The sequence below is a fragment of the Pectobacterium sp. S5 genome, from assembly GCF_051707265.1.
Taxonomy (GTDB): Bacteria; Pseudomonadota; Gammaproteobacteria; order Enterobacterales; family Enterobacteriaceae; genus Pectobacterium; species Pectobacterium polare.
Genome location: NZ_JAULSZ010000001.1, coordinates 743,771 through 767,250, shown reverse-complemented (window position 1 = coordinate 767,250; position 23,480 = coordinate 743,771). Strand labels below are relative to the sequence as shown.

The window sequence follows — 23,480 nt, the reverse complement described above, 5'->3', positions numbered from 1 at the left end:
GATTTTCTAAATTTGGCTCCTCTGACTGGACTCGAACCAGTGACATACGGATTAACAGTCCGCCGTTCTACCGACTGAACTACAGAGGAATCGTGTGAACGGGGCGCATAATAACGGCGTGTGCCGCGCATGTCAAAGGCGTAAACCACAAAATTGCACTGTTCGGTGAGAGAATGTTCAATTTGCCGATATTTTTGACAAATATCGGCATTTTATCGCGTCCTGCCATCGCTAGAGGGTATTCAGCGGCGCTTTCTGTTTATCGGAAAACGCATACAGCGGCCCTTTTCCTGACAGCGTAAATAGGGATATTGCTGTAAAGGAGAGGGCGATGCCGCCTAAAATCAGGTAAGTGCCATGAAAACCGATGCTGTCATACATATTGCCAGCAAAGATCGACATGAAAATGATGGATACCTGTTTAAAGAAGCAGAAGCACACCAGATAAATTGTCGCGGAAAAGCGGACTTCAAAGACTGTAGTAATGTATTTGAAGCAGCCGACAATCAGGAACGGCACTTCAAACATGTGCAGCGTTTTCAGCACAATCACTTCCAGTACGGAACTGGCAAAGGCCGAGCCAATAATGCGCACGGACATAATTGTACCAGCAATGAGCAGGGCGTTTTTACCACCGATACGGTTCACAATCAGCGGTGCGAAAAACATGATGCTGGCATTAAGCAATTCACCCAGCGTGGTGACGTAGCCAAATACTCGCGTCCCTTCTTGTCGGGTCTCGAAAAACGAGGTGAAGAAGTTGGCAAACTGCTGATCGAACACATCATAGGTGCAAGAAACGCCGACGACATAGAGAGTCAGGAACCAGATTTTGCGTTCTTTCAGCAGTTCAGCTGCCATTTTCAGGTTGAACGGTTTCTGGTTGGAACCTACCTGATCGGCAACGAGAGCGCTGGATGAGGCCTCTGGTTTCGCCAGCAGCAACAGGATGGCGAGGATGACGGCACAACCGGAACCCAGCCAGAAAACGAACTGGTTATTGATGGTAAACATAATACCGACGATAGACGCACAGAGCGCCCAGCCGAGACAGCCGAACAGACGTGCACGGCCAAATTCAAACTGGCTACGGCGGCTGACTTTCTCGATATAGGCCTCAATAGCTGGTGCACCACCGTTGTTGATGAATCCCAGGTAAATCCCACCGACGATAGAACCTAAAACGATGTTATATTTTAGTAATGGGCCGAAAACATAAATAAAGAACGGAGCAAAAAAAACCAGCATTATGGTAATAATCCATAGCAGGTGTTTTCTCAGCCCTAATTTATCGGAGAGCAAACCAAATATCGGTTGAAATAATAAGGCGAAAAAGGAAATGCAGGCGAAGATAATTCCCGTGTCGCTTTTACTTATTTGGTTAATATCATGAAGCCAAATAGGGAAGAAGGGGAAGTAAGCCCCCATGATGAAAAAATAGAAAAAGAAAAACAGGCCGAATATCCAGAAATTCTTATTATGTAGGTAGTACATGTTGCTTTCTCCGATATGCATAATATCCGCAACGTTTACTTTGATGGCGGATATATACTTGCTGGATACAATCAGGGTGGAAAGAGGCGGTAATACCCGCTCTCTTTCGTTGTTTTTTTAATACTGTTTTTTCATATCAATATGGCTGGTGATGTTGCATGGCGACGCGATAGTGATAATGCGTGGCCGTGAGTAAATCATCGCGATGAACGCTAGGGCTCCAGGAGTCATCGCCGCCAATTCCCATGTGGAAGCCATCCAGATTGAGCCAAACGCCTTTTTCCTTTTCTAACAAATGATGGTGGGTACACGTCATCAATTGCGTTAGCCCGTAGCGGCTTAACCCAAAATGGAAGTTGCCGGCGATCGTCCATTTGCCATACGTCAGCGTGCGCGTATTACATCGCAGCCCGTTTTCCGTCGGGAAAATGTAAGGTGTGTGAAGGTCATCCAACGGCAGATTCCAGTGCCCATGCTGTACTGCGAGCTGTCGGTCTGGGTAATTTTCATGAGGCCCAAGTCCGACCCAACTGACCTGAGGCGCGACGTCGGTTAACTGGCAACTCAAGCCCACTCTGGCCAGTGACGGCAGCACGGTGGCGACATCAACATCGACATCCACGGTCATCACGCCATGCGCATCAATTTGCCAGCGCTTTTTACTCCGTAGCAGGATCTGTCCGGCATGGCGGAATACGTGCTCGGTGACAATGTGCACGGCATCGGTGAGTTGGTCAGCCTGAATCGCAATACACTGCGTCTGCAGTTGATAAAGTCCGGCCGATTTCCAACGTTCGGCCCAGGCGCGCGGATCGATGCGATCGACTTCGCTGATACCGATGTCGTTATCCAGCGGTGCCCGAACAAACTGATCCTGCAAGGGTGTTAATAGCGTTGGCGCATCCGCCGTCCACCACTGTTCCAGCCAGCCGCTCTGGCGGTTAAAGCGCCAGTGCTGTTCGCCCTGAACGATGTCAAAGTACGCATCGGACGATCGCAGAACGGGTGGTTTCTTCTGTCCAGCACAAGGTGCCTCGGGAAAATGAAGCGGTGCAGGAAGTTGCCACTGATCCCAGGCGCAGCGGTGATTGGCTTCTGACCAGGCGGTGGTTTTCGGCTGTACAACTTCAACATTGAGCCAAAGTTCCCCTGCGCAATCGACAGTGGGGAGGGCTTCCAGCAGCGTCAGAGTCTGGGTGGCCTGCGGAACGAGCGTCAGCGGCTGCGAACCTTCTGCGAGCGTCTTATCATTCAGCGTAATGCACCAGTTCAACTGCTCATTGTCCGTATGGCGAAACAGGTATTCGCTGGTGACGTGCAGTTCACACGGCGATTCAGCCTGCCAGACGAATTGAATGTGCTGCTGTGCCCGCTGGGCTTCATACAGGCTGGGATGCGGGGTGCGATCGGGAAAAAGCAGACCATTCAGGCAGAACTGGCGATCGTTAGGCATGTCGCCAAAATCTCCGCCGTACGCCCAGTAGGTATTGCCTTGTTCGTCACGTCGGGTCAGTGCCTGATCGACCCAGTCCCAGACGAATCCGCCCTGTAACCGAGGATATTGGCGGAATGCCTGCCAATAGCGCGCGAATCCTCCCAGACTGTTGCCCATCGCGTGTGCATACTCGCAGAGGATGAGAGGCCGATTTTCGTCCGGCATGCTGACCCATTTGGTGATCGACCATTTAGGGACGCTGGGGAAGGGCTGATCTTCATCAACACGGGCGTACATTGGGCACACAATGTCGGTCGCACGGCTGTTTGCGCCGCCGCCTTCGTAATGCACAGGGCGAGTCGGATCGTGGCGTTTGATCCACTGATAGAGTGCATCATGGTTTGCGCCGTAGCCGGATTCATTCCCCAATGACCAGATAATGATGCAAGGATGATTGCGGTCGCGCTGCACCATCCTTGATACGCGTTCGCTATAGGCTGGCAGCCAGACGGGATCGTCCGACAGACGATTCATCGGCTGCATGCCGTGCGTCTCAATGTTTGCTTCATCCACAACATACAGGCCGTAGCGATCGCACAGCCGATACCACAGCGGATGGTTGGGATAATGTGAGCAGCGTACGGCGTTAAAGTTATGCTGCTTCATTAGCATAATATCGTGCCGCATGGTGTCTTCATCCATGACCTGACCGTGCTGCGGATGGTGTTCGTGACGGTTAACCCCGCGAATCAGCAGCGGTTGACCGTTCAGCAGCAGCAGGCCGCTGCGGATTTCAACTTTTCTGAAACCGACATCATAGGCTTCCGCTTCGATCAGTTCGCCTTCCGCCGTTTCCAGTGAAATGACCGCGCGATACAGGTGCGGCAGTTCGGCACTCCACAGGTCGGGCTGTGGCACGTCGATGCGGAGAAAAGATTTATCGTGATAGGCACCGCGCTCATCGACAATGCTGCTGCCGAATGCCTGCCTCGTACCACCGATGAGTTTATTACCACGCCAGAGCTGTGCGTGGACGCGATGGTTCTTGGCCTCATCTTCAGAGAGCGTTGCCTCCACCTGAATATCCAGCGTGCCGTGGCGGAAATCAGCGCTGAGCGGCGTAGTGAGTTGGATATCACTAAGGTGAACCGTCGGTTTGTGCAGAAGTGTGACGTCGCGGAAAATACCGCTCATACGCCACATGTCCTGATCTTCCAGATAGCTGCCGTCAGACCAGCGTAGCACCATCACCGTCAGCCGATTCTCTCCTGTCGTCAGATAGCGACCGATATCAAACTCCGCAGGCAGGCGACTATCCTGCGAATATCCCACCCAGTGGCCGTTACACCAGAGATAAAACGCGGAGTTAACGCCATCAAAAATAATCCGGGTTTGTCCGCTACTGATCCAGTCGTGATTGACTTTAAAAGTGAGCGAGTAACAACCTGTAGGATTGTCTTCTGGCACATAGGGTGGGTTGACGGGGATCGGGTATTTTACGTTGGTGTAAATCGGGGTGTCATAGCCCTGTAGCTGCCAATTGGCAGGTACTGGAATGGTATCTGAATCAGGCAGATCCTGCTGTAACCAACTTTCCGGTACGGCTTCCGGGCGGGTGAAATAGCTAAACGTCCATTCACCATTCAGGCGACGAAGCCGCTGAGAAGGCTCATCTTGCTGTGCGGCAGCCACGCTGCGCCAGCTGTTGAACGGTGGGTGAGCAGGGAGCCGCTGATAGTGAGTACAGGCTGGGTTTTCCCAATCACGTCGGGCAAGGATCTCTTGCAGTGTGGCGCGATGGCGTACTGGATACGGTAAAACGGTATCGCTCATGATGGTTTGGCTCCTGAACGTCTTGAGTCTATTTCTGTGATTGGATATTAAAATTGTTATCCGCTCACAATTTCTGTTGTTCATAACATATCGACTCGTCAGGGCGAGTAAAGTGGAACGTGACAATAAAGTGGAAGCGATCACAAAGAACGTTTGTAAAACGAGTGGCGATACATCGGATTTGGAAAGCGCTATGCAGTAAATTAACGAGAGATGATAAATAACTTATTGTTTATCATCTTATTTTGTTAGTGTTTGGCATCGATGGTGAAAAAGGTGCTGTTGTGTAAAGGATTACAAATAGTGTAAGGGGCTACAAACATAAAGGGTTACAGCCTTTGTAGCTGGCGTGTAATGTCCAACAGGTTTTTGGTGAGTTCTTGCAGGGAGGCATGGGTTGATGAATGTACGGCGGTGCTATGGCGTACGATCAGTTCGGTGGGTAACAGCAGCGATGTGCTTTGGGTAGGATCGCGCAGCGTCGCGAGCAAACGAGTGACGCCTTCTTTACCTAATAGCCTAAAATCCTGGCGAATGGTTGTCAGCGGTGGGGTGTAATACGCGCTGTCCTGAGTATCGTCAAAACCGATCACTGACATTTGCTCCGGTACGCGCAGGCCATACTCGTGCAGCGCACGCAGGACGCCAAGCGCCATTTGATCGTTCGCGACAACAATGGCGGAGACGCGCAGGGATTCTCCCAACAGGGCCAGCGTCTGGTGGTAACCGGATGCGGCGCTCCAGTCACCGTGTAGCACCGAAGCAGGGGAGAGCTGCTGTTTTTCCAACTCGGCTAGCCAGCCTTCATAACGCAGTCGAGCGGAGATCGATGTCATTGGCCCGGTCAACAGGGCGATATGTTGATGCCCCAACTGTACCAGATGCGTGATGGCTAAACGTGCGCCGTGATTGGGATCGAACATGACGTTGAGTATGTCGGTATGCGGATCGGCATCCATAAACAGGATAGGCGTGTCGGCACAGGTCTGGCTAATGTGGGCGACTTCATCCGTGGATAGCGGAACATTCACGATAACGCCGCTGACACGCTGAGAAAGCAGGTCGTTAACGGCGTTATTGCAGGTATTGACATCCGAGCTGCTCAGCATAGACATCACGATGTTAATACCTAGCTGGCTGGCGGTGGTCTTAATCGCTGCGGCAATTTGTGAAGGCGCGTGCAGTGAAAGATCGGTAGTGACCAGCCCCAGCGTGGTGATGGTTTTTCCTGCCAACTGCTGTGCAACACGGTTTGGCGTGTAGTTAAGTGCCGCCATCGCCTGTTCCACTTTACTGCGAGTACGGGATGAAACATGAGGCGCTTGGTTCAGCACGCGGGAAACCGTCTGATAGGAAACCCCTGCGTACTCGGCGACATCGTTTAATGTTATGGGTTTCTGTTTCATAGCGGCTATTCCGTGCGTGATTCTATGCGTAAAAGAGCATCATCATAACAAATCGCGCGGGGAATCCGTAACAGGCGTATGTATTCCGGCGCAATCAAAGCAGGCCGAAGAGAAGCGGACGTTTATAGGCGTTTTTAGATGTTTGTAAAAAATAAAACCGGGAGCAAGCGCTCCCAGTTTGAGGTGGATGGTTACCCGATGTTTACTGCTCGGACAACACAAACATGCCGTAAGGGTGGATTTGCAGATAGTAGCTGTCGCCTGGATTCGGCTGAAGCTGGGTTGCGTTAACCTGTAACAGCATAGACTGACCGTGCCAGTCCACCTGCACTTCGTACTGCGGTCCCATGTAGGCGACCTGCGTGATGGTGCAGCGCTGGCTTTCGTCACCCTGATGGCTGAGCGTAATGGCTTCCGGGCGAATACCGACGACGGATTCGCTTAATCCGGCAGCAAAACCCTGCGGACGTGGAATGAGGTAGCCGTAGATATTCACGCTGTCTGCCGTGAAGGTGGCAGGGAAAATGTTGGCATCTCCCATAAAGCTGGCCATGAAGCGGGATGCGGGCTGGCGATAAAGCTCCTGCGGCGCTCCCAACTGCATGATTTTGCCTTTGTTCATCACCAGAACCATGTCGGACACCGCAAAGGCTTCGCTCTGATCGTGCGTAACATACAGCGAGGTGATGTTGAACTGCTGCTGAAGCTCACGAATTTTCTCACGCATGCTGCGGCGCAGGTTGGCATCAAGGTTACTCAGCGGCTCATCGAACAGCAGAACTTTAGGTTTGAGGATCAGCGCACGTGCCAGAGCGACACGCTGCTGCTGTCCACCAGAAATCTGGTCGACGTAGCGATCTTCAAATCCTGCCAGGTCGACCAGCGCCAGCGCTTCTTTTACACGCTGATTGATTTCTGCCTTCGGACGACCGAGCATTTTCAGCCCGTAGCCGATGTTTTCTCCCAGCGACATATGCGGGAAGAGGGCGTAAGACTGGAACACCATGCAGATATCACGCTGTTGAATGGAGCGCTCTGTGACGTCTTCGCCATCGATGAAAATCTGGCCTTCTGTCGGCTTTTCCAGACCGGCAACGGCCCGCAGTACCGTGGTTTTACCGCAGCCAGACGGCCCCAGCAGCGTGACCATTTTTCCCTGAGGGATCGCCAGATTCAAATCATCAATGACGGTGTTGTTGCCGAAGCGTTTAGTGATGTGCTTCAGTTCGACAAAGCTTTTTTCAGTATTCAAGGTAATCACTCCGCTTAGGCATTATTCTTGGCTTTCGTTCGGGAAACCCGCGCTTCACCGACCAGATAATCGAACAGGAAAATAATGGCCAGCATGACCACAATCAGGATGGAACCGTAGGCAATCGCCATACCGTATTCACCGTCTTCCACGCGGTTAAGAATGTAAGACGTGGCGACGCGAGTATCTGGTGTAACCAGGAAGATAATGGCGCTGACGGTAGTAATGGCGCGCACGAAGCTGTAAATCAGCGCAGACAAAATGGCCGGACGCAGCAGCGGGAGCAGAATATAGAACACCGTGCGCATCGAACCCGCACGCAGGCTGAGTGATGCCTCATCTAGCGATTTATCCAACTGTCCCAGTCCGGCAATACCCGCACGGATACCAACCGGCACGTTACGCATCACCATCGACATGATGACGATCACTGCCGTTCCCGTTAAGTAAACCGGCGCGCTGTTAAAGGCCAGGATGTAAGACACACCGGCAACCGTGCCCGGCACCGCAAAGCACAGCATGGTGGTGAACTCGATAGCCTTCTTGCCGTAGAACTGCTGGCGCACCACGATGTAGGCGATAAGTAGCCCGAACAGTGCCGTAATCGGTGCAGCGATGCCCGCGAACAGCAGCGTATCCAGTAGGGAAGGCCAGGCACCGTCACTAAAGCCTTGTCCGAACAGTTTGCTGAAGTTATCCAGCGTCAGGGTGTAATCCACGCCCCAGTTAACGGTAAAGCTGCCGTAGAAAATGCTGCCGTACAGCAGGACGTTAAAGGCAATCCAGACATAGAGCAGGATGCTGACGATCCACACCAGCGAAACGGGTAGCGGCTGTACATCACCCCGAGAGGATTTACCAGAAATCGTCACGTAGGAGCGTTTACCGATCCACAGATATTGCACGCAGAACACGGCCAGTGAGAACACCAGCAGGACAACGCCGAGCGTACTGGCTGACTGATAATCCAGCTGTGCACCGGTGATATAGAAGTAAATTTGTGTGGCGAGTACGTCGAAGTTACCGCCCAGTACCAGTGGGTTACTGAAGTCGGCCAGCGACTGGACGATCACGATCAGGAACGAGTTGGCGAGCGCCGGTTTCAGCAAGGGCAGGAAAACCCGCTGAAAGGTTTGATAACGGTTAGCACGCAGGGTGTATGACGCTTCTTCCAGCGACGGATGAATGGTCTTCATCGCGCCTTCCAGAATCATAAATGACATTGGCGTGAAGGCGAGAACCTGCGCCAGCCAGATGCCGGTAAAACCGTACAGCCAGTTGGTGTTCGTCAGTCCGAACCAATCCACCATCAGCTCAGTCATGTAACCGGAGCGGCCCATCATCAGCGTTACGCCTAACCCGACGACAAACGGCGGCGTAACGATAGGCAGGATGGAGAAAATACGGCCAATAATGGCGGAACGGCGGGCGATGCGCGAGGTATAAATCGCCAGCACCATACCGAAGAAAGTACAGCCGATACCGACGGCAACCGACAGCAGGAAGGAGTTCCAGATCACCCGTAAGATGTGCGCCTGACCCAAAACCTGCATAAACGACAGCGGTGCGAATTCACCGCTGTCGTTGGTGAACATCGGGATGAAGATAGCGATGCTGGGGTAAAGGATAAAGACGCCAATCAACGCGATGATGCTGATGAGCGAGCCGATGACGAAGCGATCGCCACCCAGCCAATCCAGCCGCGACAGCGCCAGCGTAATAATCGCACTCAGTGCGACAAACAGCGCGATGGTGCCATAGCCCATTCCGCGACCTTCAACCGTGGCACTGATGACCACGAAAAGGGCACAGAACAATGCGTAAGCCGCATCAAAACGGTGGCGTCCACGCTGTTCCCGACCGGGCGTAAGCAGCGGACGTGCCAGCAATCCTACTGGGAGCAGGAACCACAGCAGGCTGATATTGAGGCTCGACCAGCTGTAAGCCGCCAGCAGTTCATCGCGTGAGGCATCCAGCAGGCCGTAATCCAGGCTCCACGCTGGCAGCAGCAAAAATGTTGCTGCAATCAGCGCCAGCCACAGGAAAACGGGATCCCGCTTAGGCGTCGGTGAAAGAGTTAGTGTGTGTGACATGATGGTTCCCTGGTGCGTGCAAGTTTTATAAAGTTGTTTTATGAGATTGAATCGTCACAGGTATTAGGTGTTGAATAATATTGAGTAATGGTTAATTAGCGATGCTGAGAACACGGCGTTCAACGAAATGCGAGCAAGCTTTGCCGCCGTGTTCCCGTTATTTTTTAATCAATAAAGGTCAATAAATTAAGGGCAATGAATCGAGATTATTGGCCCATTTTGACTTCGTTAACCCACTTGGAAATCAGCTCTTTACGCACGTCAGCCGCGCCGTATTTGTCCATGTCATAGTTGATCAGTTTCAGATCCTGCAACTTCAGCGACAGTGGAGAGGCTTCGGCGGTGGTGTTGGTCAGAATCTGGTAGGACTGGCCTTTCTTCCAGGAGAGTTCCTGTGCTTCTTTTGACAGCGCCCAGTCAACGAACAGCTTGGCGTTATCCATATTGCGTGCGCCTTTCAGGATGCTGACGCCGCCAATTTCATAGCCAGTACCTTCACACGGAGAGATCAGCGTCAGCGGGGCGCCTTTCTCTTTTTCCAGTGAGTAGTCATGCAGGAAGCCGATACCGATAGCGGTTTCGCCACGTGCGGCGTTACGTGCCGGGGCAATACCGGATTTGGTGTACTGCGACACGTTGGTATTCAGTTTTTTCAGGTAATCAAAGGCCTGATCCTGACCCCACAGCTGGGAGAAGGTCGCCAGTGCGGTATAGGCCGTACCGGAACTTTGTGGATCGGCAATCTGGATCTCGCCTTTGTAGATCGGATTGGTCAGATCTTTCCAGCACTGTGGAACGGGCAGGTTTTTCTCTTTCAGGCGGTCGGTGTTGACGCCGAAGCCGAGGATACCGACGTAAACGGCAGACGAGTAGTTGCCTTTACGTTTGGCGGGATCGCGGAACTGCGGCATGATCTGCTCAAGGTTTTTAGACTGATAAGGTTCCAACAGATCCATTTCGCCCGCTTGAGATTGCGGATCCAGCGTGCCGCCGTACCAGACGTCAGCCTGTGGATTTTTCTTCTCTGCATCGACTTTCGCCAGCGTGCTGCCAGAGCCGTTGCGAATAAAGGAGGTTTTAACGTTGTGTTTCTCACCGAAGGCCTTGGCTTCTTCCTCGCAGAAGGCGTTGGTGGCGCTACAGTAAATGACCAGGCGTCCTTCCGCCCGAGCAGTGGTGGTGGTAACAGCAGCAACGGTCAGTCCAGCGGCGATGAGGGTAGTTAAGGTACTCAGTTTCATGATGTTTTCCTTATAGGTGTCTATCTGTTGTTATTGCTATTTTGATGTCATCAAACGTTCCCGGCGGCTGACACCTGCCATCAGCAGCGGCATCAGTAACAATCCGATGCAGGCTGAAGCCAACGCCAGCAGAGTAAAAAATCCCGACCATCCGTAGTGTTGCAGCACCTGTGCTAGCGGCCAGCCCGCCAGCGCTGCCCCCAGATAGGCAAACAACGCCAGAAAACCTGTCACCGTGCCTGCGGCATCCTTATGGCTGTATTCCGTCGCAGCCAGACCAATCAACATCTGTGGTCCAAAAACAAAAAAACCGATACTGAAGAAACAGGCCGCGAGCAGTGAATAGTGGTGAATCGGTGCTAGCCACAGCGCGGTCATGGTTAAAAACAGCCCTAGTGCAAACAGCAAAATCATCGGTGCGCGTTGACCACGAAACAGCAGGTCCGAACCCCAACCGGCAAACAGCGCCCCCATCAATCCGCCCAGTTCAAACAGCGACAGCGTGGCGTTCGCGCTGAGCAGGTTGAAACCGTGGCTCTCCGACAGCCAGATGTTCCCCCAGTCATTCAGTGCGATACGAATCAGGTACACCAGAATGTAGGAAAACCCGAGCAGCCAGATGGTACGGTTACGCAAAATCGCATCGCGCAGAATCTGGCGCATTGGCATCGGCGGACTTTGTTGCTCCTGACGAAGCTCCAGCGCATCGCGCCGCCACTGGCCGACGCTGGGCAATCCCTGCTGCTGCGGTTTGTCGCACAACTGCCAGCACAGCCATAGACCAATCACAATGCCGATGATGCCCGGCACCAGCAGCGCCGCCTGCCATCCCCATTCGGAGGCCAGATATCCCGCCAGCAGAGGAACCGCCGCACCGCCGATGTTGATCGACGTATTCCAGCATCCCCACCAGAGGCCGCGCTCGTTGCGTGAATACCAACTGCTCAGCAGTCTGGCGCAAGGCGGCCACCCCCAGCCCTGAAAGAACCCGTTCAGCGCCCAGACAATCAATAACCCCGTGAGCGACTGGCAGTACATGAACAGAATGTTCAGCACGCCGGTAATCATCAGTCCGACGCCCATAAACCAGCGCACCTGACTGCGATCGCACACGATGCCGGAAATAAACTTGGACGCGCCATAACAGAGATAAAACAGCGTCCCCAGCAGACCGATATCGCCTTTGCTTAACCCTAATTCCAACTGCATCACCGGCATGACGAAGTTGATGCTTTTACGCGTCAGGTAAAACGTGGCGTACCCGATGACCATGGAAATCAGCAACCGCGGTCGCCAGTAGCGATAACGCTGGCTGATTTGTGTGGGTGAAAGCTGTCCCGCTGGAAACATGGGTGCCTGCATGGGGTTCTCCGTCGCGTTGAGAGAAGAGTAGGGGGATGTGAATTAAAAAGGATGAGACAAGGTTTTAGATGACTAGGAATAATTCCTAGCTAATCGTCTTTTTGTTTAAATTTTGTGGGCAGGTTAACAATTATGTGCGTGCCGCGCGGCGTGGCAGAGTCGCCAATGGTGGCGGCTTTTACCAGCCAGTTACCGCCCAACGCCTGTACGCGCTCCTCGATGCCCCGCAGACCGAAACCGCCGCCTGTCGGATGCGAGCTGTCTTTTTGTGCGATGCCCACGCCGTTATCAATAACGTCGAGCGTAATCAGGTCATCCTGCTGGGAAAGCCGAACCGTAATCTGCGTCGCGCTGGCGTGCTTGTTGATGTTGTTCAGCAGCTCCTGCACCAGCCGATAAAGGGTGAAAACCACCACGTCATCATGCGGTGGCGTGGGGAGCTGATAATCCAACTGAAACTGGATGCCGCGAGCCGAGAAGGCAAATTCGTCCGCCAGATGATGCAGCGCTTTATCCAACACCATTTCATCCAGCACCGGCGGGCGCAACTGGCGCAGAAGCTGGCGGGTGGTGTGGTGGATGCGCCGCGACAGCTCGCTGATTTGTCCGGCAGCATGCTGAGCTGCATCGGCTGGCGCGCTGTGTTTCACCAGCATGGCCTGAATCTGAATGGCAGTGATGTTTTGGCCGATGTCATCGTGCAGTTCGCGCGCGATGTCTTTGCGCACGGCCTCTTCGGTATGGATGATGCGCTCCATGAGCTGCCGCCGGGTTTTCAACTCCTGCTCCAACTGATGACGATAGCGCTGGAGCCGCTGTGCCAGCTGTTGCTGACGGCTTATCGCGATACCCAGCCCAATGCCGAGCAGCGCCTGTGTAGAGAGAAAGAGTTCCAGTTCGCGTAGATCGTCGAAGGCACCGCTCACCTGACGCGTGACAGCAATCATCAGGCTGCCGAGTACGGCGGAGAGCACGCCGCCTTGCCAGCCGAATTTATACGCCATGACCACGTTAGGGAGAAAAACGAAGATCAGTAGCAGGCGTTCCATCTCGGGTGTGAACGTCATTTGCAGGCAAACGCCGATAGAAAAAAACAGCGAACACCAAATCAGCAGCGAGGTGCGCAGCGGCGGATCGGGGATTTCCTGTGCCAGCAGCGTCTGCAAGTGCTGCTGTTTGATGTATTCGTACAGCAGATAGATGAAGGGAATCAGCAGGACGCCGCCGGTAAACGTCGCCAGCAGCGTTTGTGTCAGCTGCGAGTGTAACCAGGGGCCGATAGCGATGCCGTGCAGAACGGTATTGAGCGTCAGCGCCGCCAGCAACAGCAGAAGTCGTTGCCAATAAAGCGTATAGCGATGCCAGATTTTATGCGTGATGATGGCTGGAATCAGGCTCAGGAATGGGGAAAGTAGGAGCAGCGAACGCGTGATGAGCTGCTCGCTGATAAGCCAGCTTTGGATGGCGATTTCCGCAAGCAACAAGGTCGGCCAGTATTTGCGCGGCAGCAAAATCATCAACGCCAGCCGCAGCCCTTGCGGTAACAGCAGCGCTGCCTGCTGGCCGTTGTTGCTCAAATAGAAACTGATGGTCCACAGCGCCAGCCAAATCAGGCTATAAAAAAAAGCCAGAAACAGCGTCATGCCGATGACGTGCAAACGGCGCATGATTTACTTCCCAGCCAGCAGTTGGTGTTGCAGTGCAAAGTGCACCAGCTCTACCGTGGATTCACACTGTAATTTACTGAGAATATTGGCGCGGTGAACGTGAACGGTCTTATGGCTGAGCTCGAGCTGTTCAGCGATGCTTTTTACGCTAATCCCGTTGATCAGCAGGCTGAATATTTCCCGCTCGCGCGGGGTCAGCGCCAGCAACTCCTTCGGTGGCTGCTGCTGATGGCGAATAGCGTGCAGTGCATCGGCACACAGGTAAAGGCCACCGCTGCTGACCACGCGAACCGCCTGCACTAACTCTTCTGGGCCACAGCGCTTTGTGAGATAGCCGCCTGCGCCTGCATCCAGCGCGCTTTGTACAAATGCAGTGGTGTCATAAATACTCAGAATAATGGCGCGAAAATTGGGGCGCTGCTGACGCAGGCGGGTTAATAGCGACAGGCCGCTTTCATCCGGCATGGCAATATCAATCACGGCAACGTCAATCGGCTGTTTGAGTAGATGGGGCCATGCCTGCGCCGCCGAAGCATATTGTCCAACAACCTGAATGTCATTTTCTAATGTTAGAAGCTGTGCAAAGCCAGACCGTACAACGATGTGATCGTCAACCAAAGCCACATTAATCATGGTTTCGCCGTGTGAATTCAAGGTCATCAAAACGTCATAATGCGGGGGAATCAAGAGGCGAGCAATAGCAGATAAGTAAAATGGAATCGACATCACCACTCTTGTTGACCGAATGATGAAAGGCATATTGATAGAACGCGGAGTTATTTGACTCGCTTAACCGAGGGACATACTGTTTTTCTCTTTAACTCCATGTAGTTACAAATCAATGTAGTTACAAAAACGATATAGTTACGATATCAGGGAATCAGAATGATGAAGAAATGGCGTATAGCGCTGGTGGCGGGAATGGTCACGGCGGCGATGGCGTTGACGGCATGCGATAGCGCAAGCAATTCTGCCAACCATATTAAAGTCGGTGTGATTAACGGCGCGGAACAGGACGTCGCCGACGTCGCGAAGAAAGTGGCAAAAGAGAAATATGGTCTGGATGTCGAGCTGGTGGGGTTCAGCGGCTCACTATTGCCGAACGAGGCGACGGATAAAAGTGATCTGGACGCGAATGTGTTTCAACATCGTCCTTTTCTGGAACAGCAAAACCGCGAACACGGTTATAAGCTGGTGGCGGTAGGAAATACCTTCGTTTTCCCGATGGCGGGTTATTCGAAGAAGATTAAAAATATCAACGATCTGAAGGCTGGCGACACCATCGCGATTCCTTTCGATCCTACGAATCTGGGACGCGCGCTGTTATTACTGGAAAAAACCGGATTAATTACGCTGAAGCCTGATACAGGCTTATTGCCGACGGTACTGGATATTACGACCAACACGCACAACCTGCGTATTATGGAAGTGGAAGGGGCACAGTTGCCGCGTTTGTTGGACGATCCGCAAGTGACAGTCGCGATTATTAGCACGACCTATATTCAACAAACGGGCTTGACGCCAACGAAAGACGGTATTTTCATTGAGGATAAAGAGTCACCGTATGTGAATATTATTGTGACTCGTGAAAATAATAAAGAGGCGGAAAACGTCAAGAAATTTATTCAGGCCTATCAGTCTGATGAAGTTGAACAGGCTGCGAACCGTATTTTTAATGGCGGAGCGGTAAAAGGCTGGTAATGATAATAATGTGATAATCATGGCGCTGCCATTTTACTAAAAGATGGCGGCGTATTAATTTGGTATTGAATTATTCGCAAGGTTGTTTTTTTATTAAACTCGATTAATAAGCATAATGAAACCCTTTATATACAATTTTTAATTGTCGGAGGCGTGTTATTTAGTCTCGATTAAATAAGACTCTGGAAGACATTATTATTCACTCATTGTAAAAAGGAATATTTATGGCTTATCCAACAACAAATCTTACTGGGCTTATTGGTTTTGCAAAAGCAGCAAAAGTTACCGGAGGAACGGGCGGTAAAGTTGTAAAGGTAACGTCGCTGGCTGAGTTTAAGTCTGCGGTAAGTGGTTCGACAAAGGCAATCGTGGTGGTGGAAAAAGCGCTTAAAGCATCCGCACTGACCAAGGTGGTCTTTGGCAGCAATAAAACCATCGTCGGTTCTTTCGGTGGCGCTAATGTACTGACCAATATCCACCTGCGTGCTGAGAGTAACTCATCTAACGTCATTTTCCAAAATCTGGTTTTTAAACATGATGTTGGCATCAAAGATAATGACGATATCCAGCTGTATTTGAATTACGGTAAGGGATATTGGGTGGACCACTGTTCATGGCCTGGGCATACGTGGAGTGATAGCGATGGTAGCCTCGATAAACTGATTTATATCGGTGAAAAGGCGGATTACATCACGATCAGTAACTGCTTATTCTCAAACCATAAATATGGTTGCATCTTCGGCCATCCGGCAGATGATAATAACAGCGCTTACAATGGCTATCCGCGTTTGACTATCTGCCATAACTATTACGAAAATATTCAGGTTCGTGCACCCGGCCTGATGCGTTATGGCTATTTCCACGTCTTCAACAACTACGTCAATAAATTCAATCTGGCCTTTACGGTTGCGCAGAATGCCAATGTACTTTCTGAGCGTAACGTATTTGGTACCGGCGCGGAAAAGAAAGGAATGGTTGACGATAAAGGCAATGGTTCAACCTTTACGGATAATGGCAGTTCACCGGCTGCGGTGGCGAGTAAATCGCCTGCGGCTAAATGGACAGCGTCATCTAACTATTCATACAGTTTGATGACCACGTCAGCGGCGAAATCTTGGGTGGTTTCTAATTCCGGCGCGCAAAATAGTGCGCTGAAATTCCCATCGTAATCGTTGAACGTATAGTGAATTACGTTCCTGTGTTCGCAGTATTTTATTGTGAAGTGAAATGCATTAAATACTGAGTCTGTCGCACTATGCCACTCGGCGAATTCATTCATGCCGAGTGGCATAGTTATTGGTTTTTATTCAACGAAATATAATAGCTGCGTTAAAAAATTAAGCGGCGATATCATTTCTCGGGCTGTGAGTAAAATACCACTCGACCGTTTTCTTAATTAACTCTTCCGTTGCATCGACATAGTGTTGCGGTGACGTTTTGACTTCCTGTTCCAGAATAAGGGGAAGTTCGGTACAACCCAGAATAATTTTCTCAACGCCAGCCTGCAATAGGCGGTCTTTTACCGGTGACAGCATGTTATAGGCGCCGGCGATATCACCGGATTTATACGCGTAGATGCTTTCCATTACCTGGTGTTGGTCTGCATCATCCGGCGTGTAGCAATCAATATTATCGGTAATCAGGTTGTCCTGATAAATTCTCGCTTTGACCGTCGCCGTCGTCGCCAATAGGCCGACGCGTGTGGTGTTGGCATGCTTAATCGCCTGACAGGTCACATCAATAATGCTGATCATTTCTGCACGGCACTGCTTTTTTAAGTCATTAAACCAATAGTGCGCGGTATTGCATGGGATAATGATGCATTCAGCGCCCGCATTTTCGAGAATTTTCATATATTGCAGCATTTTGTCCAGCGGTGACGCGCTGTGCTGGAGAATGCATTTCGTTCTGTCAGGGATATCAGGAATAGAAACTGCAATCATCGGAATATGGTCTTGATCCCGATACGCTGGCGTGTTTTTGATCAGTTTTTGCATCGCATCGACGGTCGCACCCGGCCCCATACCACCAAGAATTCCCACGAGACTGTTCATGCTGTTAACCCTGTAGCATTATGAAATTAAAAGGATAATCGCACACTGCCGGGCAATGTGAATTGCTAAATTCCCATCTGCTATGTATGATTTGCATAACTATTGGCATCCCTATGCTTTTATTGGTTTTAACTGCGTTCGGTGGGAAGCCTCTTTATTGGCGATGCAGGACGTTGGCAAATATAGAACGTTGGCATAGGGAGCGAAAACATGGCGCTGAGCGTTTTGAGTGAGGGACGATGCTGAATAATATCGAAACCAAGTGGCTGTATGATTTTATCGTGCTGGAAGAGCACCGGAGTTTTACGCTGGCTGCCGAGAAGCGGAATATCTCTCAGTCCTCATTCAGTCGGCGAATTCAGGCGCTGGAAGCGGCGGTTGGCTTTGATATTTTCGACCGTAGCGCGTTGCCGCTACAGTTAACCGAGCAGGGGCGCGTGTTCCACGCCTATATTCGCAATACGCTGGATGATTTGGAGTATCAGCTCAATAAGCTGCACGGCGGGGATAATTACAAGAATAAGATCACCATCGCCGCGGCGCATTCGCTGTCGGTATTCATCATGCCTGAACTGTTAAAAGATGTGCCGGATCCGCAGGAAAAAATCTTCTATGTCGAATCGATCGATGTCGATGAGGCGGTGCTGAATCTCAAAGAAGGGCGCAGTGACTTCATTTTCTCATTCTACAATGAGGATCTGATGGGGGAGCCCTTCATGCATGAGAAGATACTGGAGTCCCGACTTTATCCGGTCTGCGCGTGTGATAGTGCAGGGAAACCGCTGTTTGATGTCAGCGCCTCATCGGTGCCGCTACTCAATTATACCGAGACGAGCTACATGGGGCGTCAGGTCAGCCGTTATTTATCCAGCGTCGACAGCGATAAGTTTACGGTCAATTTCGTCTCTTCCATGAGCGACTTGCTCAAACGTATGACGAAGAAAGGTTATGGTATCGCCTGGCTGCCGGACTATTCCATTCAGGAAGAGCTGAAAAACAAAGAGCTGACGATCCTGAGCATGGAAAATGCGGTGATCCGCATGGGCGTTTATCTCTATCGCCTCGATGCGCGGTTGAACGTGGCTTCTGAGAAATTCTGGCGCTACATGAAAGGGCTGTCATCGGCGTCTGGACTCTAAACGTCGTGACCATGCAGATGATGAAACAAAACGTGGACTGGCAACGAGAGATAAAAAAATAGCGGCCCGAAGGCCGCTATAGATAACGAATTCACTCACTCAGCATTAGCTATTTTGCGTAGCCTGCTGAGGTTCCTTATAGGCGACGACTTCGTCGGTAGCCTCTTCCTCATCATCGTGGATGTCTTTTTCCAGACTGGCCACAACAGCGGTAGAGATACTGTTACCGATGACGTTAGTTGCAGTACGGCCCATATCCAGGAACTGGTCGATACCGATAATCAGCAGGATACCGGCTTCCGGCAGGCTGAACATCGGCAGCGTTGCGGCAACCACGACGATAGAAGCACGCGCTACGCCTGCCATCCCTTTACTGGTGATCATCAGCGTCAGCAGAATCAGGATTTGTTCAGTAACGCTCAGGTCGATGTTGTAAGCCTGTGCGATAAACAGAATCGCAAAGGACTGGTACATCATAGAACCGTCGAGGTTGAACGAGTAACCGAGCGGCAGCACAAAGCTGGTGACTTTTTTCGGCACGCCGAATTTGGTCAGCGCTTCCATGGTTTTCGGGTAAGCAGATTCACTGCTCGCCGTGGCGAAAGCCAGCATGGTAGGTTCACGAATCAGCTTCGCCAGTCTAACGATGCCTTTACCCAGGAACAGGTAGCCAACCAGGAACAGAACGCCCCACAGTACGGCCAGACCGAGGTAGAACTCACCGATCAGTTTACCGAAGTCGTAAAGCAGGCCCAGACCTTGCGTAGTAATCGCGGAAGCGATTGCGGCAAAGACAGCAATAGGGGCCAGCGCCATCACGTAGTCGGTCACGCGGAACATCACTTTGGTCAGTTCTTCGATCAGGGAGATGATCGTGGTCGCGTGCTTGTTTTTGCCTTTTACATAGGCAAGCGCGGAGCCGAAGAACAGAGAGAACACCAGAATTTGCAGGATCTCATTGTTCGCCATCGCTTCGACGATACTTTTCGGGAAGATATGGCTGATGAAGCTCTTAAGCGTAAAGCTGTCGGTGTTCAGGCCTGTTGCAATATGCTGTGCGGGGATTTCGAGATTCATGCCGCCGCCAGGTTGGAACAGGTTGGCGAAGACCATACCGATGAGCAGGGAAATGAACGAGGCGCTGACAAACCAGATCATCGCTTTCATACCGATACGACCAACGGCAGAAGAGTTTCCTCCCATGCTTGCCAAGCCGGAAACCAGCGTAGCGAAGACCAGTGGCGCGATGATCATTTTAATCAGGCGCAGGAAGATATCGGTAACCATGTTGAAATAAGATGCAACTTCTTTTGCTCGACTGCCGTCAAGATATTGATGGCAAGCCCAGCCGATTAATATTCCCAGGACGATAGCCAAGACTATCTGTACAAGTAACTTCTGCCTTTGCATATAAACCTCATGTTGATGAATTGATTCAGACAACACAATATTATTGCCGCGTGATGGATGGTTGGTGCTTTCCCTGAATACACCAATTCCTCACCCGAACCTGTTATTGGGGTGTTGTGTCTGCCCGCCGATATTACAACGATTCTTGTTTTTTACATTTTTTTTCTGCGGATTGTTATGTAATTGTGATCTTTGTCATGCGAAAAATGCATGTCCATGTCGCTTGTAATGATAAATAGGGATGTGATGCGCAGATCGCGTAAATCGTGATATTTCTATTAATTCATTATTAAACAATGGTTTAAATTGGTTTTTTGCAGATAAAAGCAGATGAGTCAAGGTGTTGAAGTAGTGTTGCTAATGATACGTGGCGATACATCAATAAAACAGATGGTGAATTACTTAAAGATTAAGTAAAAATAAAAGAACAATTAACGAAAAGTTTATATACATGATTTTTTATAAAAAAATTAATTTTTTAATTATTTAAATCGTGACTTTGTTTTTTGGTTCTATGTTTTATTTTTTCGTTGTTGAGTTGACGTTTAATTATTGTTCTATGTGTTTCTATTTGTAACTAATTGAGCGTTTAGGGTGTTTAAAATGGTGTTTTTTATTTTTTAAACATATGTTACTGATGATTTTAGACCTCGCTGTTGGTTATTTCACCGAAAAAGATCGATGCTGACTTTATCGTGGCACGCTTTTTCCAGATGTTTCTTCATCCAGTCTGCCGCTGTTTCGATCTCTCCCCGTTGCAGGAAATCCAGAATCGCCAGATGCTCTGCAATCTGTTCCAACCGCTTGGGATTGAAGGCTGGACTCCCTTGTCGATATTCCACCAAACGCCGTAACTGATTGATTCGTTGCAAACTATGGTGGGCGAAGCGGTTGCCGCTACAGGCAAGCAGCGTTTCATGAAAGTGCGTATTGGCATCGAACATTTCATGCGGTGTAAGCGTCAGGTAACCCCCATTAAGAATGTCTTCCTGCTGCTTACGGCAGGCATTGAGCGTGTGCTGATCGATACGAAACTGCGGTGACAGCAGACTGAGCGGCTCGACCAGCAGGCGGAACGTAAAACTTTCCTCATAGGCCGTGACGGAATCGATAATCGGCGTGGTTCGCCAGCCTTGACCGGTGCGGAATTCCAGCCAACCTTCCTGTTGAATACGCGTCAGAACGTTACGCAGTACGGAGCGGGACACCTGACATTCTCGCATCAAATCCACTTCTGAAAACTGCTCCGGCAACCGACGGGAGAGGCGCATATCGACAATCTTCCGGTAGAGCGGCTCTTCACTGCTGGCGGCTAACTCGGTGACCAGATGCCCTAATTCATGGGCATGGCGGTCGAGATAAAACCCCCGATTGCGGTGGTAATGCAGCATGCCTTTTTCCGTCAGATACAGCAGCGCGACCTTGACCGGCGTGCGCGAGGCGTTCAGTACCTGCGCCAGCGACGATTCGATCAGATGCGCGCCGGGCGGCAACTGCTCGCGGCGAATGTAGGCGACAATCTGTCTGACAATCCTTGTCTGTAGGGGAGTTAAAGCCATGGCTATCCTGCTATGTCGTTTAGGGTGCTACGAGGAATCTTTATATTCTGTCAGCATGACTTGCCTGCCAGCAGAGAATGCTCCGGCCAGGCCGGAGCAATGCTGTTTTACTGGTGATAGAACGGAAATGCGCCGAAGACAATACCACCGACCAGCAGCGACAGGCTGACAAAAATCGCCCATTTGATTGCAAAGCGTTGGTGATCGCCGATGTCCACTTTTGCCAGGCTGACCAGCAGATAGAGCGACGGAACCAGCGGGCTGAGCAGGTGGAACGGCTGGCCGACAATCGACGCACGGGCGATCTCCTCTGGGGTAATACCATAGTTGACCGCCGTCTGGGCGATAACGGGTAAGATTCCGAAATAGAACGCATCGTTGGACATCAAAAAAGTAAACGGCAGGCTAATGAGCGCGGTGAACACCGCAAGATACGGGCCGAAACTTTCTGGTATCACCTGCAACAGGCTCTTCGCCATGGCATCCACCATGCCCGTACCGGATAAAATTCCGGTGAAAATCCCAGCGGCGAAAATAAGCGATGTGACCGCGAGCACGTTAGCAGCGTGTGAGCCGATCCGCGCTTTTTGCTCTTCCAGCTTGGGATAGTTGAGCATGACGGCGATAGCGAAGCCGACCATAAACAGCACCTGAATAGGCAGAATGCCAATCACCAGAAACACCAGAAGTAGGGTGGTCAGAATAAAGTTAGGCCAGAACATTTTAGGGCGGCGGTTGGCGTCGCTTTCTTCGTCACTGCCGTTGCCCAGATTGATCGAAGCATTCTGGAAGCTGCTGACATCAATGATCCCCAGTCGTTTGCGCTCCTGTAGACCCAGAAACACGGCCACGCCGACCAGCGTCAGGCTGGCTAAAACAATCGCCGGGAGCATGGGAAGGAAAACGTCCAGTGCATCAACGCGTAATGCGGCGGCGGCACGCGCCGTCGGGCCGCCCCAGGGGGAAAGGTTCATCACGCCGCTGGCGATGTTAACCAGACAGGTCAACCCGAGCACGTTCATCCCCAACCGCTGGTAGAGCGGCAGGAATGCAGCAATCGCGATCATATAGGTCGTCGTACTGTCGCCGTCCAGCGCGACCATCAAGGTTAATACGGCGGTGCCGACCAACACTTTCAGCGGATCGCCTTTAACCAGACGGAGAATGAAACGCACCAGCGGATCGAACAGCCCGGCATCGATCATGATGCCGAAGTAGAGAATAGAAAACGTCAGCATCACGCCGGTTGGTGCCAGCGTCTTGATGCCGTCCAGCATCATCGCACCCAACCCTTGATAGAAACCTGCGGCCAGTGCGAACAGCGTAGGGACAAGAATCAGCGCGATCAGCGCAGACATCCGCTTGGTCATGATCAGGTACATAAAGCAGATGACCATAGAGAAACCGAGAATAGTGAGCACAGTGAATCTCCTGTTTTTTATTATATTCTGAATAACTTACTGCCTTTCTTTCGGCGAATTTGGAGTACAAAAAGCCGTGCGGTTTTTTATAACTGCATATCGAAAGGGATGAGATTAGCTTATTTCCCGACGTCAGCGACGTTCAGGAGAATACGAATGAAAAGCGGGGGTTAGCTTCCAGGGTCGAGACGAATAATAAAGGACAGATAATGAGGGAGCGATAAGGTAACGGTAATCGGTAACATAAACGACCTCTATGCGAGCAATAATAATATTCCTTTTATCCCCATCTGCGTTCATCTAACCGATTGTTTAATAATTATTTTAATCGACTTGATAACTGCCGCTACAAGGGGGCTCTTTTTGTTAAAAACAAATTAAAGCATTGTAAAATGAAACGCAAATTGCGCTAA

At 51.0% G+C, this 23,480-nt stretch carries 16 protein-coding genes and 1 tRNA gene; 3 read left to right on the top strand and 14 right to left on the bottom strand.

The genetic code is table 11. The features are described from left to right. Positions 1–13: 13 nt before the first annotated feature. The 10 genes from QWJ20_RS03480 to QWJ20_RS03435 form a co-directional block, all read right to left on the bottom strand. Positions 14–89: transfer RNA gene (locus QWJ20_RS03480), tRNA-Asn, on the bottom strand. A gap of 142 nt (positions 90–231) precedes the next feature. Then, a complete protein-coding gene (locus QWJ20_RS03475; protein ID WP_039473900.1) occupies positions 232–1,494 on the bottom strand; it encodes an MFS transporter in 1,263 nt (420 codons plus the stop codon). A gap of 136 nt (positions 1,495–1,630) precedes the next feature. Continuing rightward, positions 1,631–4,762, bottom strand: coding sequence for a beta-galactosidase (locus tag QWJ20_RS03470; RefSeq protein ID WP_433991860.1), 3,132 nt, complete (start codon positions 4,760–4,762; stop codon positions 1,631–1,633). Between the two features lie 329 nt (positions 4,763–5,091). Next, on the bottom strand, positions 5,092–6,168 hold the full coding sequence (locus QWJ20_RS03465) for a LacI family DNA-binding transcriptional regulator (RefSeq protein WP_433991859.1): 1,077 nt from the start codon (positions 6,166–6,168) through the stop codon (positions 5,092–5,094). Positions 6,169–6,370: 202 nt separating this feature from the next. Continuing rightward, positions 6,371–7,429, bottom strand: coding sequence for a ferric ABC transporter ATP-binding protein (gene fbpC / locus QWJ20_RS03460; protein ID WP_010307020.1), 1,059 nt, complete (start codon positions 7,427–7,429; stop codon positions 6,371–6,373). A 5-nt stretch (positions 7,430–7,434) separates the two neighbouring features. Next, positions 7,435–9,513: an ABC transporter permease gene (locus tag QWJ20_RS03455; RefSeq protein WP_127157900.1), complete on the bottom strand. Its 2,079-nt coding sequence runs from the start codon at positions 9,511–9,513 to the stop codon at positions 7,435–7,437. 206 nt (positions 9,514–9,719) lie between these two features. After that, the gene (locus QWJ20_RS03450; protein ID WP_014914786.1) at positions 9,720–10,754 is read right to left on the bottom strand and encodes an ABC transporter substrate-binding protein; all 1,035 of its coding nucleotides are present in this window, start codon (positions 10,752–10,754) and stop codon (positions 9,720–9,722) included. A 36-nt stretch (positions 10,755–10,790) separates the two neighbouring features. Then, positions 10,791–12,116, bottom strand: a complete 1,326-nt coding sequence (gene uhpC / locus QWJ20_RS03445) for an MFS transporter family glucose-6-phosphate receptor UhpC (protein WP_039487753.1) — start codon at positions 12,114–12,116, stop codon at positions 10,791–10,793. An 89-nt stretch (positions 12,117–12,205) separates the two neighbouring features. Beyond that, positions 12,206–13,783, bottom strand: coding sequence for an MASE1 domain-containing sensor histidine kinase (locus QWJ20_RS03440; RefSeq protein ID WP_205557003.1), 1,578 nt, complete (start codon positions 13,781–13,783; stop codon positions 12,206–12,208). Between the two features lie 3 nt (positions 13,784–13,786). Beyond that, positions 13,787–14,416, bottom strand: coding sequence for a response regulator transcription factor (locus QWJ20_RS03435; RefSeq protein ID WP_010285873.1), 630 nt, complete (start codon positions 14,414–14,416; stop codon positions 13,787–13,789). 252 nt (positions 14,417–14,668) lie between these two features. On the opposite strand from QWJ20_RS03435, the gene QWJ20_RS03430 reads away from it, so the two are divergent. Together QWJ20_RS03430 and QWJ20_RS03425 are read left to right on the top strand one after the other, a co-directional pair. Then, positions 14,669–15,484 carry a MetQ/NlpA family lipoprotein gene (locus QWJ20_RS03430; protein WP_095698994.1) on the top strand — a complete coding sequence of 272 codons (816 nt, stop codon included), beginning with the start codon at positions 14,669–14,671 and terminating at the stop codon, positions 15,482–15,484. A gap of 224 nt (positions 15,485–15,708) precedes the next feature. Next, entirely contained in the window at positions 15,709–16,653 is a 945-nt protein-coding gene (locus QWJ20_RS03425) for a polysaccharide lyase (RefSeq protein WP_433991858.1), read from the top strand. A 168-nt stretch (positions 16,654–16,821) separates the two neighbouring features. Here the strand turns inward: QWJ20_RS03425 and QWJ20_RS03420 are convergent, their stop codons facing one another. Then, on the bottom strand, positions 16,822–17,538 hold the full coding sequence (locus tag QWJ20_RS03420; RefSeq protein WP_433991857.1) for an aspartate/glutamate racemase family protein: 717 nt from the start codon (positions 17,536–17,538) through the stop codon (positions 16,822–16,824). 239 nt (positions 17,539–17,777) lie between these two features. On the opposite strand from QWJ20_RS03420, the gene hypT reads away from it, so the two are divergent. Then, positions 17,778–18,677 carry a hypochlorite stress DNA-binding transcriptional regulator HypT gene (gene hypT / locus QWJ20_RS03415; RefSeq protein ID WP_010285882.1) on the top strand — a complete coding sequence of 300 codons (900 nt, stop codon included), beginning with the start codon at positions 17,778–17,780 and terminating at the stop codon, positions 18,675–18,677. 105 nt (positions 18,678–18,782) lie between these two features. On the opposite strand, the gene QWJ20_RS03410 is transcribed toward hypT, so the two are convergent. From QWJ20_RS03410 to QWJ20_RS03400, 3 genes are all read right to left on the bottom strand, one after another. Continuing rightward, on the bottom strand, positions 18,783–20,087 hold the full coding sequence (locus QWJ20_RS03410) for a dicarboxylate/amino acid:cation symporter (protein WP_039484279.1): 1,305 nt from the start codon (positions 20,085–20,087) through the stop codon (positions 18,783–18,785). 665 nt (positions 20,088–20,752) lie between these two features. Further along, a complete protein-coding gene (locus QWJ20_RS03405) occupies positions 20,753–21,646 on the bottom strand; it encodes a GntR family transcriptional regulator (protein WP_039311991.1) in 894 nt (297 codons plus the stop codon). A gap of 107 nt (positions 21,647–21,753) precedes the next feature. Then, on the bottom strand, positions 21,754–23,067 hold the full coding sequence (locus QWJ20_RS03400; RefSeq protein ID WP_205551254.1) for a CitMHS family transporter: 1,314 nt from the start codon (positions 23,065–23,067) through the stop codon (positions 21,754–21,756). Positions 23,068–23,480: the final 413 nt, after the last annotated feature.

Coding starts and splice junctions, on each gene's coding strand:
- QWJ20_RS03455 (WP_127157900.1), bottom strand. CDS start 9,513: ATGTCACACACACTAACTCTTTCACCGACGCCTAAGCGGGATCCCGTT.
- QWJ20_RS03470 (WP_433991860.1), bottom strand. CDS start 4,762: ATGAGCGATACCGTTTTACCGTATCCAGTACGCCATCGCGCCACACTG.
- QWJ20_RS03440 (WP_205557003.1), bottom strand. CDS start 13,783: ATGCGCCGTTTGCACGTCATCGGCATGACGCTGTTTCTGGCTTTTTTT.
- QWJ20_RS03425 (WP_433991858.1), top strand. CDS start 15,709: ATGGCTTATCCAACAACAAATCTTACTGGGCTTATTGGTTTTGCAAAA.
- hypT (WP_010285882.1), top strand. CDS start 17,778: ATGCTGAATAATATCGAAACCAAGTGGCTGTATGATTTTATCGTGCTG.
- QWJ20_RS03435 (WP_010285873.1), bottom strand. CDS start 14,416: ATGATTAATGTGGCTTTGGTTGACGATCACATCGTTGTACGGTCTGGC.
- QWJ20_RS03450 (WP_014914786.1), bottom strand. CDS start 10,754: ATGAAACTGAGTACCTTAACTACCCTCATCGCCGCTGGACTGACCGTT.
- QWJ20_RS03405 (WP_039311991.1), bottom strand. CDS start 21,646: ATGGCTTTAACTCCCCTACAGACAAGGATTGTCAGACAGATTGTCGCC.
- uhpC (WP_039487753.1), bottom strand. CDS start 12,116: ATGCAGGCACCCATGTTTCCAGCGGGACAGCTTTCACCCACACAAATC.
- QWJ20_RS03420 (WP_433991857.1), bottom strand. CDS start 17,538: ATGAACAGTCTCGTGGGAATTCTTGGTGGTATGGGGCCGGGTGCGACC.
- QWJ20_RS03465 (WP_433991859.1), bottom strand. CDS start 6,168: ATGAAACAGAAACCCATAACATTAAACGATGTCGCCGAGTACGCAGGG.
- QWJ20_RS03430 (WP_095698994.1), top strand. CDS start 14,669: ATGATGAAGAAATGGCGTATAGCGCTGGTGGCGGGAATGGTCACGGCG.
- QWJ20_RS03475 (WP_039473900.1), bottom strand. CDS start 1,494: ATGTACTACCTACATAATAAGAATTTCTGGATATTCGGCCTGTTTTTC.
- QWJ20_RS03410 (WP_039484279.1), bottom strand. CDS start 20,087: ATGCAAAGGCAGAAGTTACTTGTACAGATAGTCTTGGCTATCGTCCTG.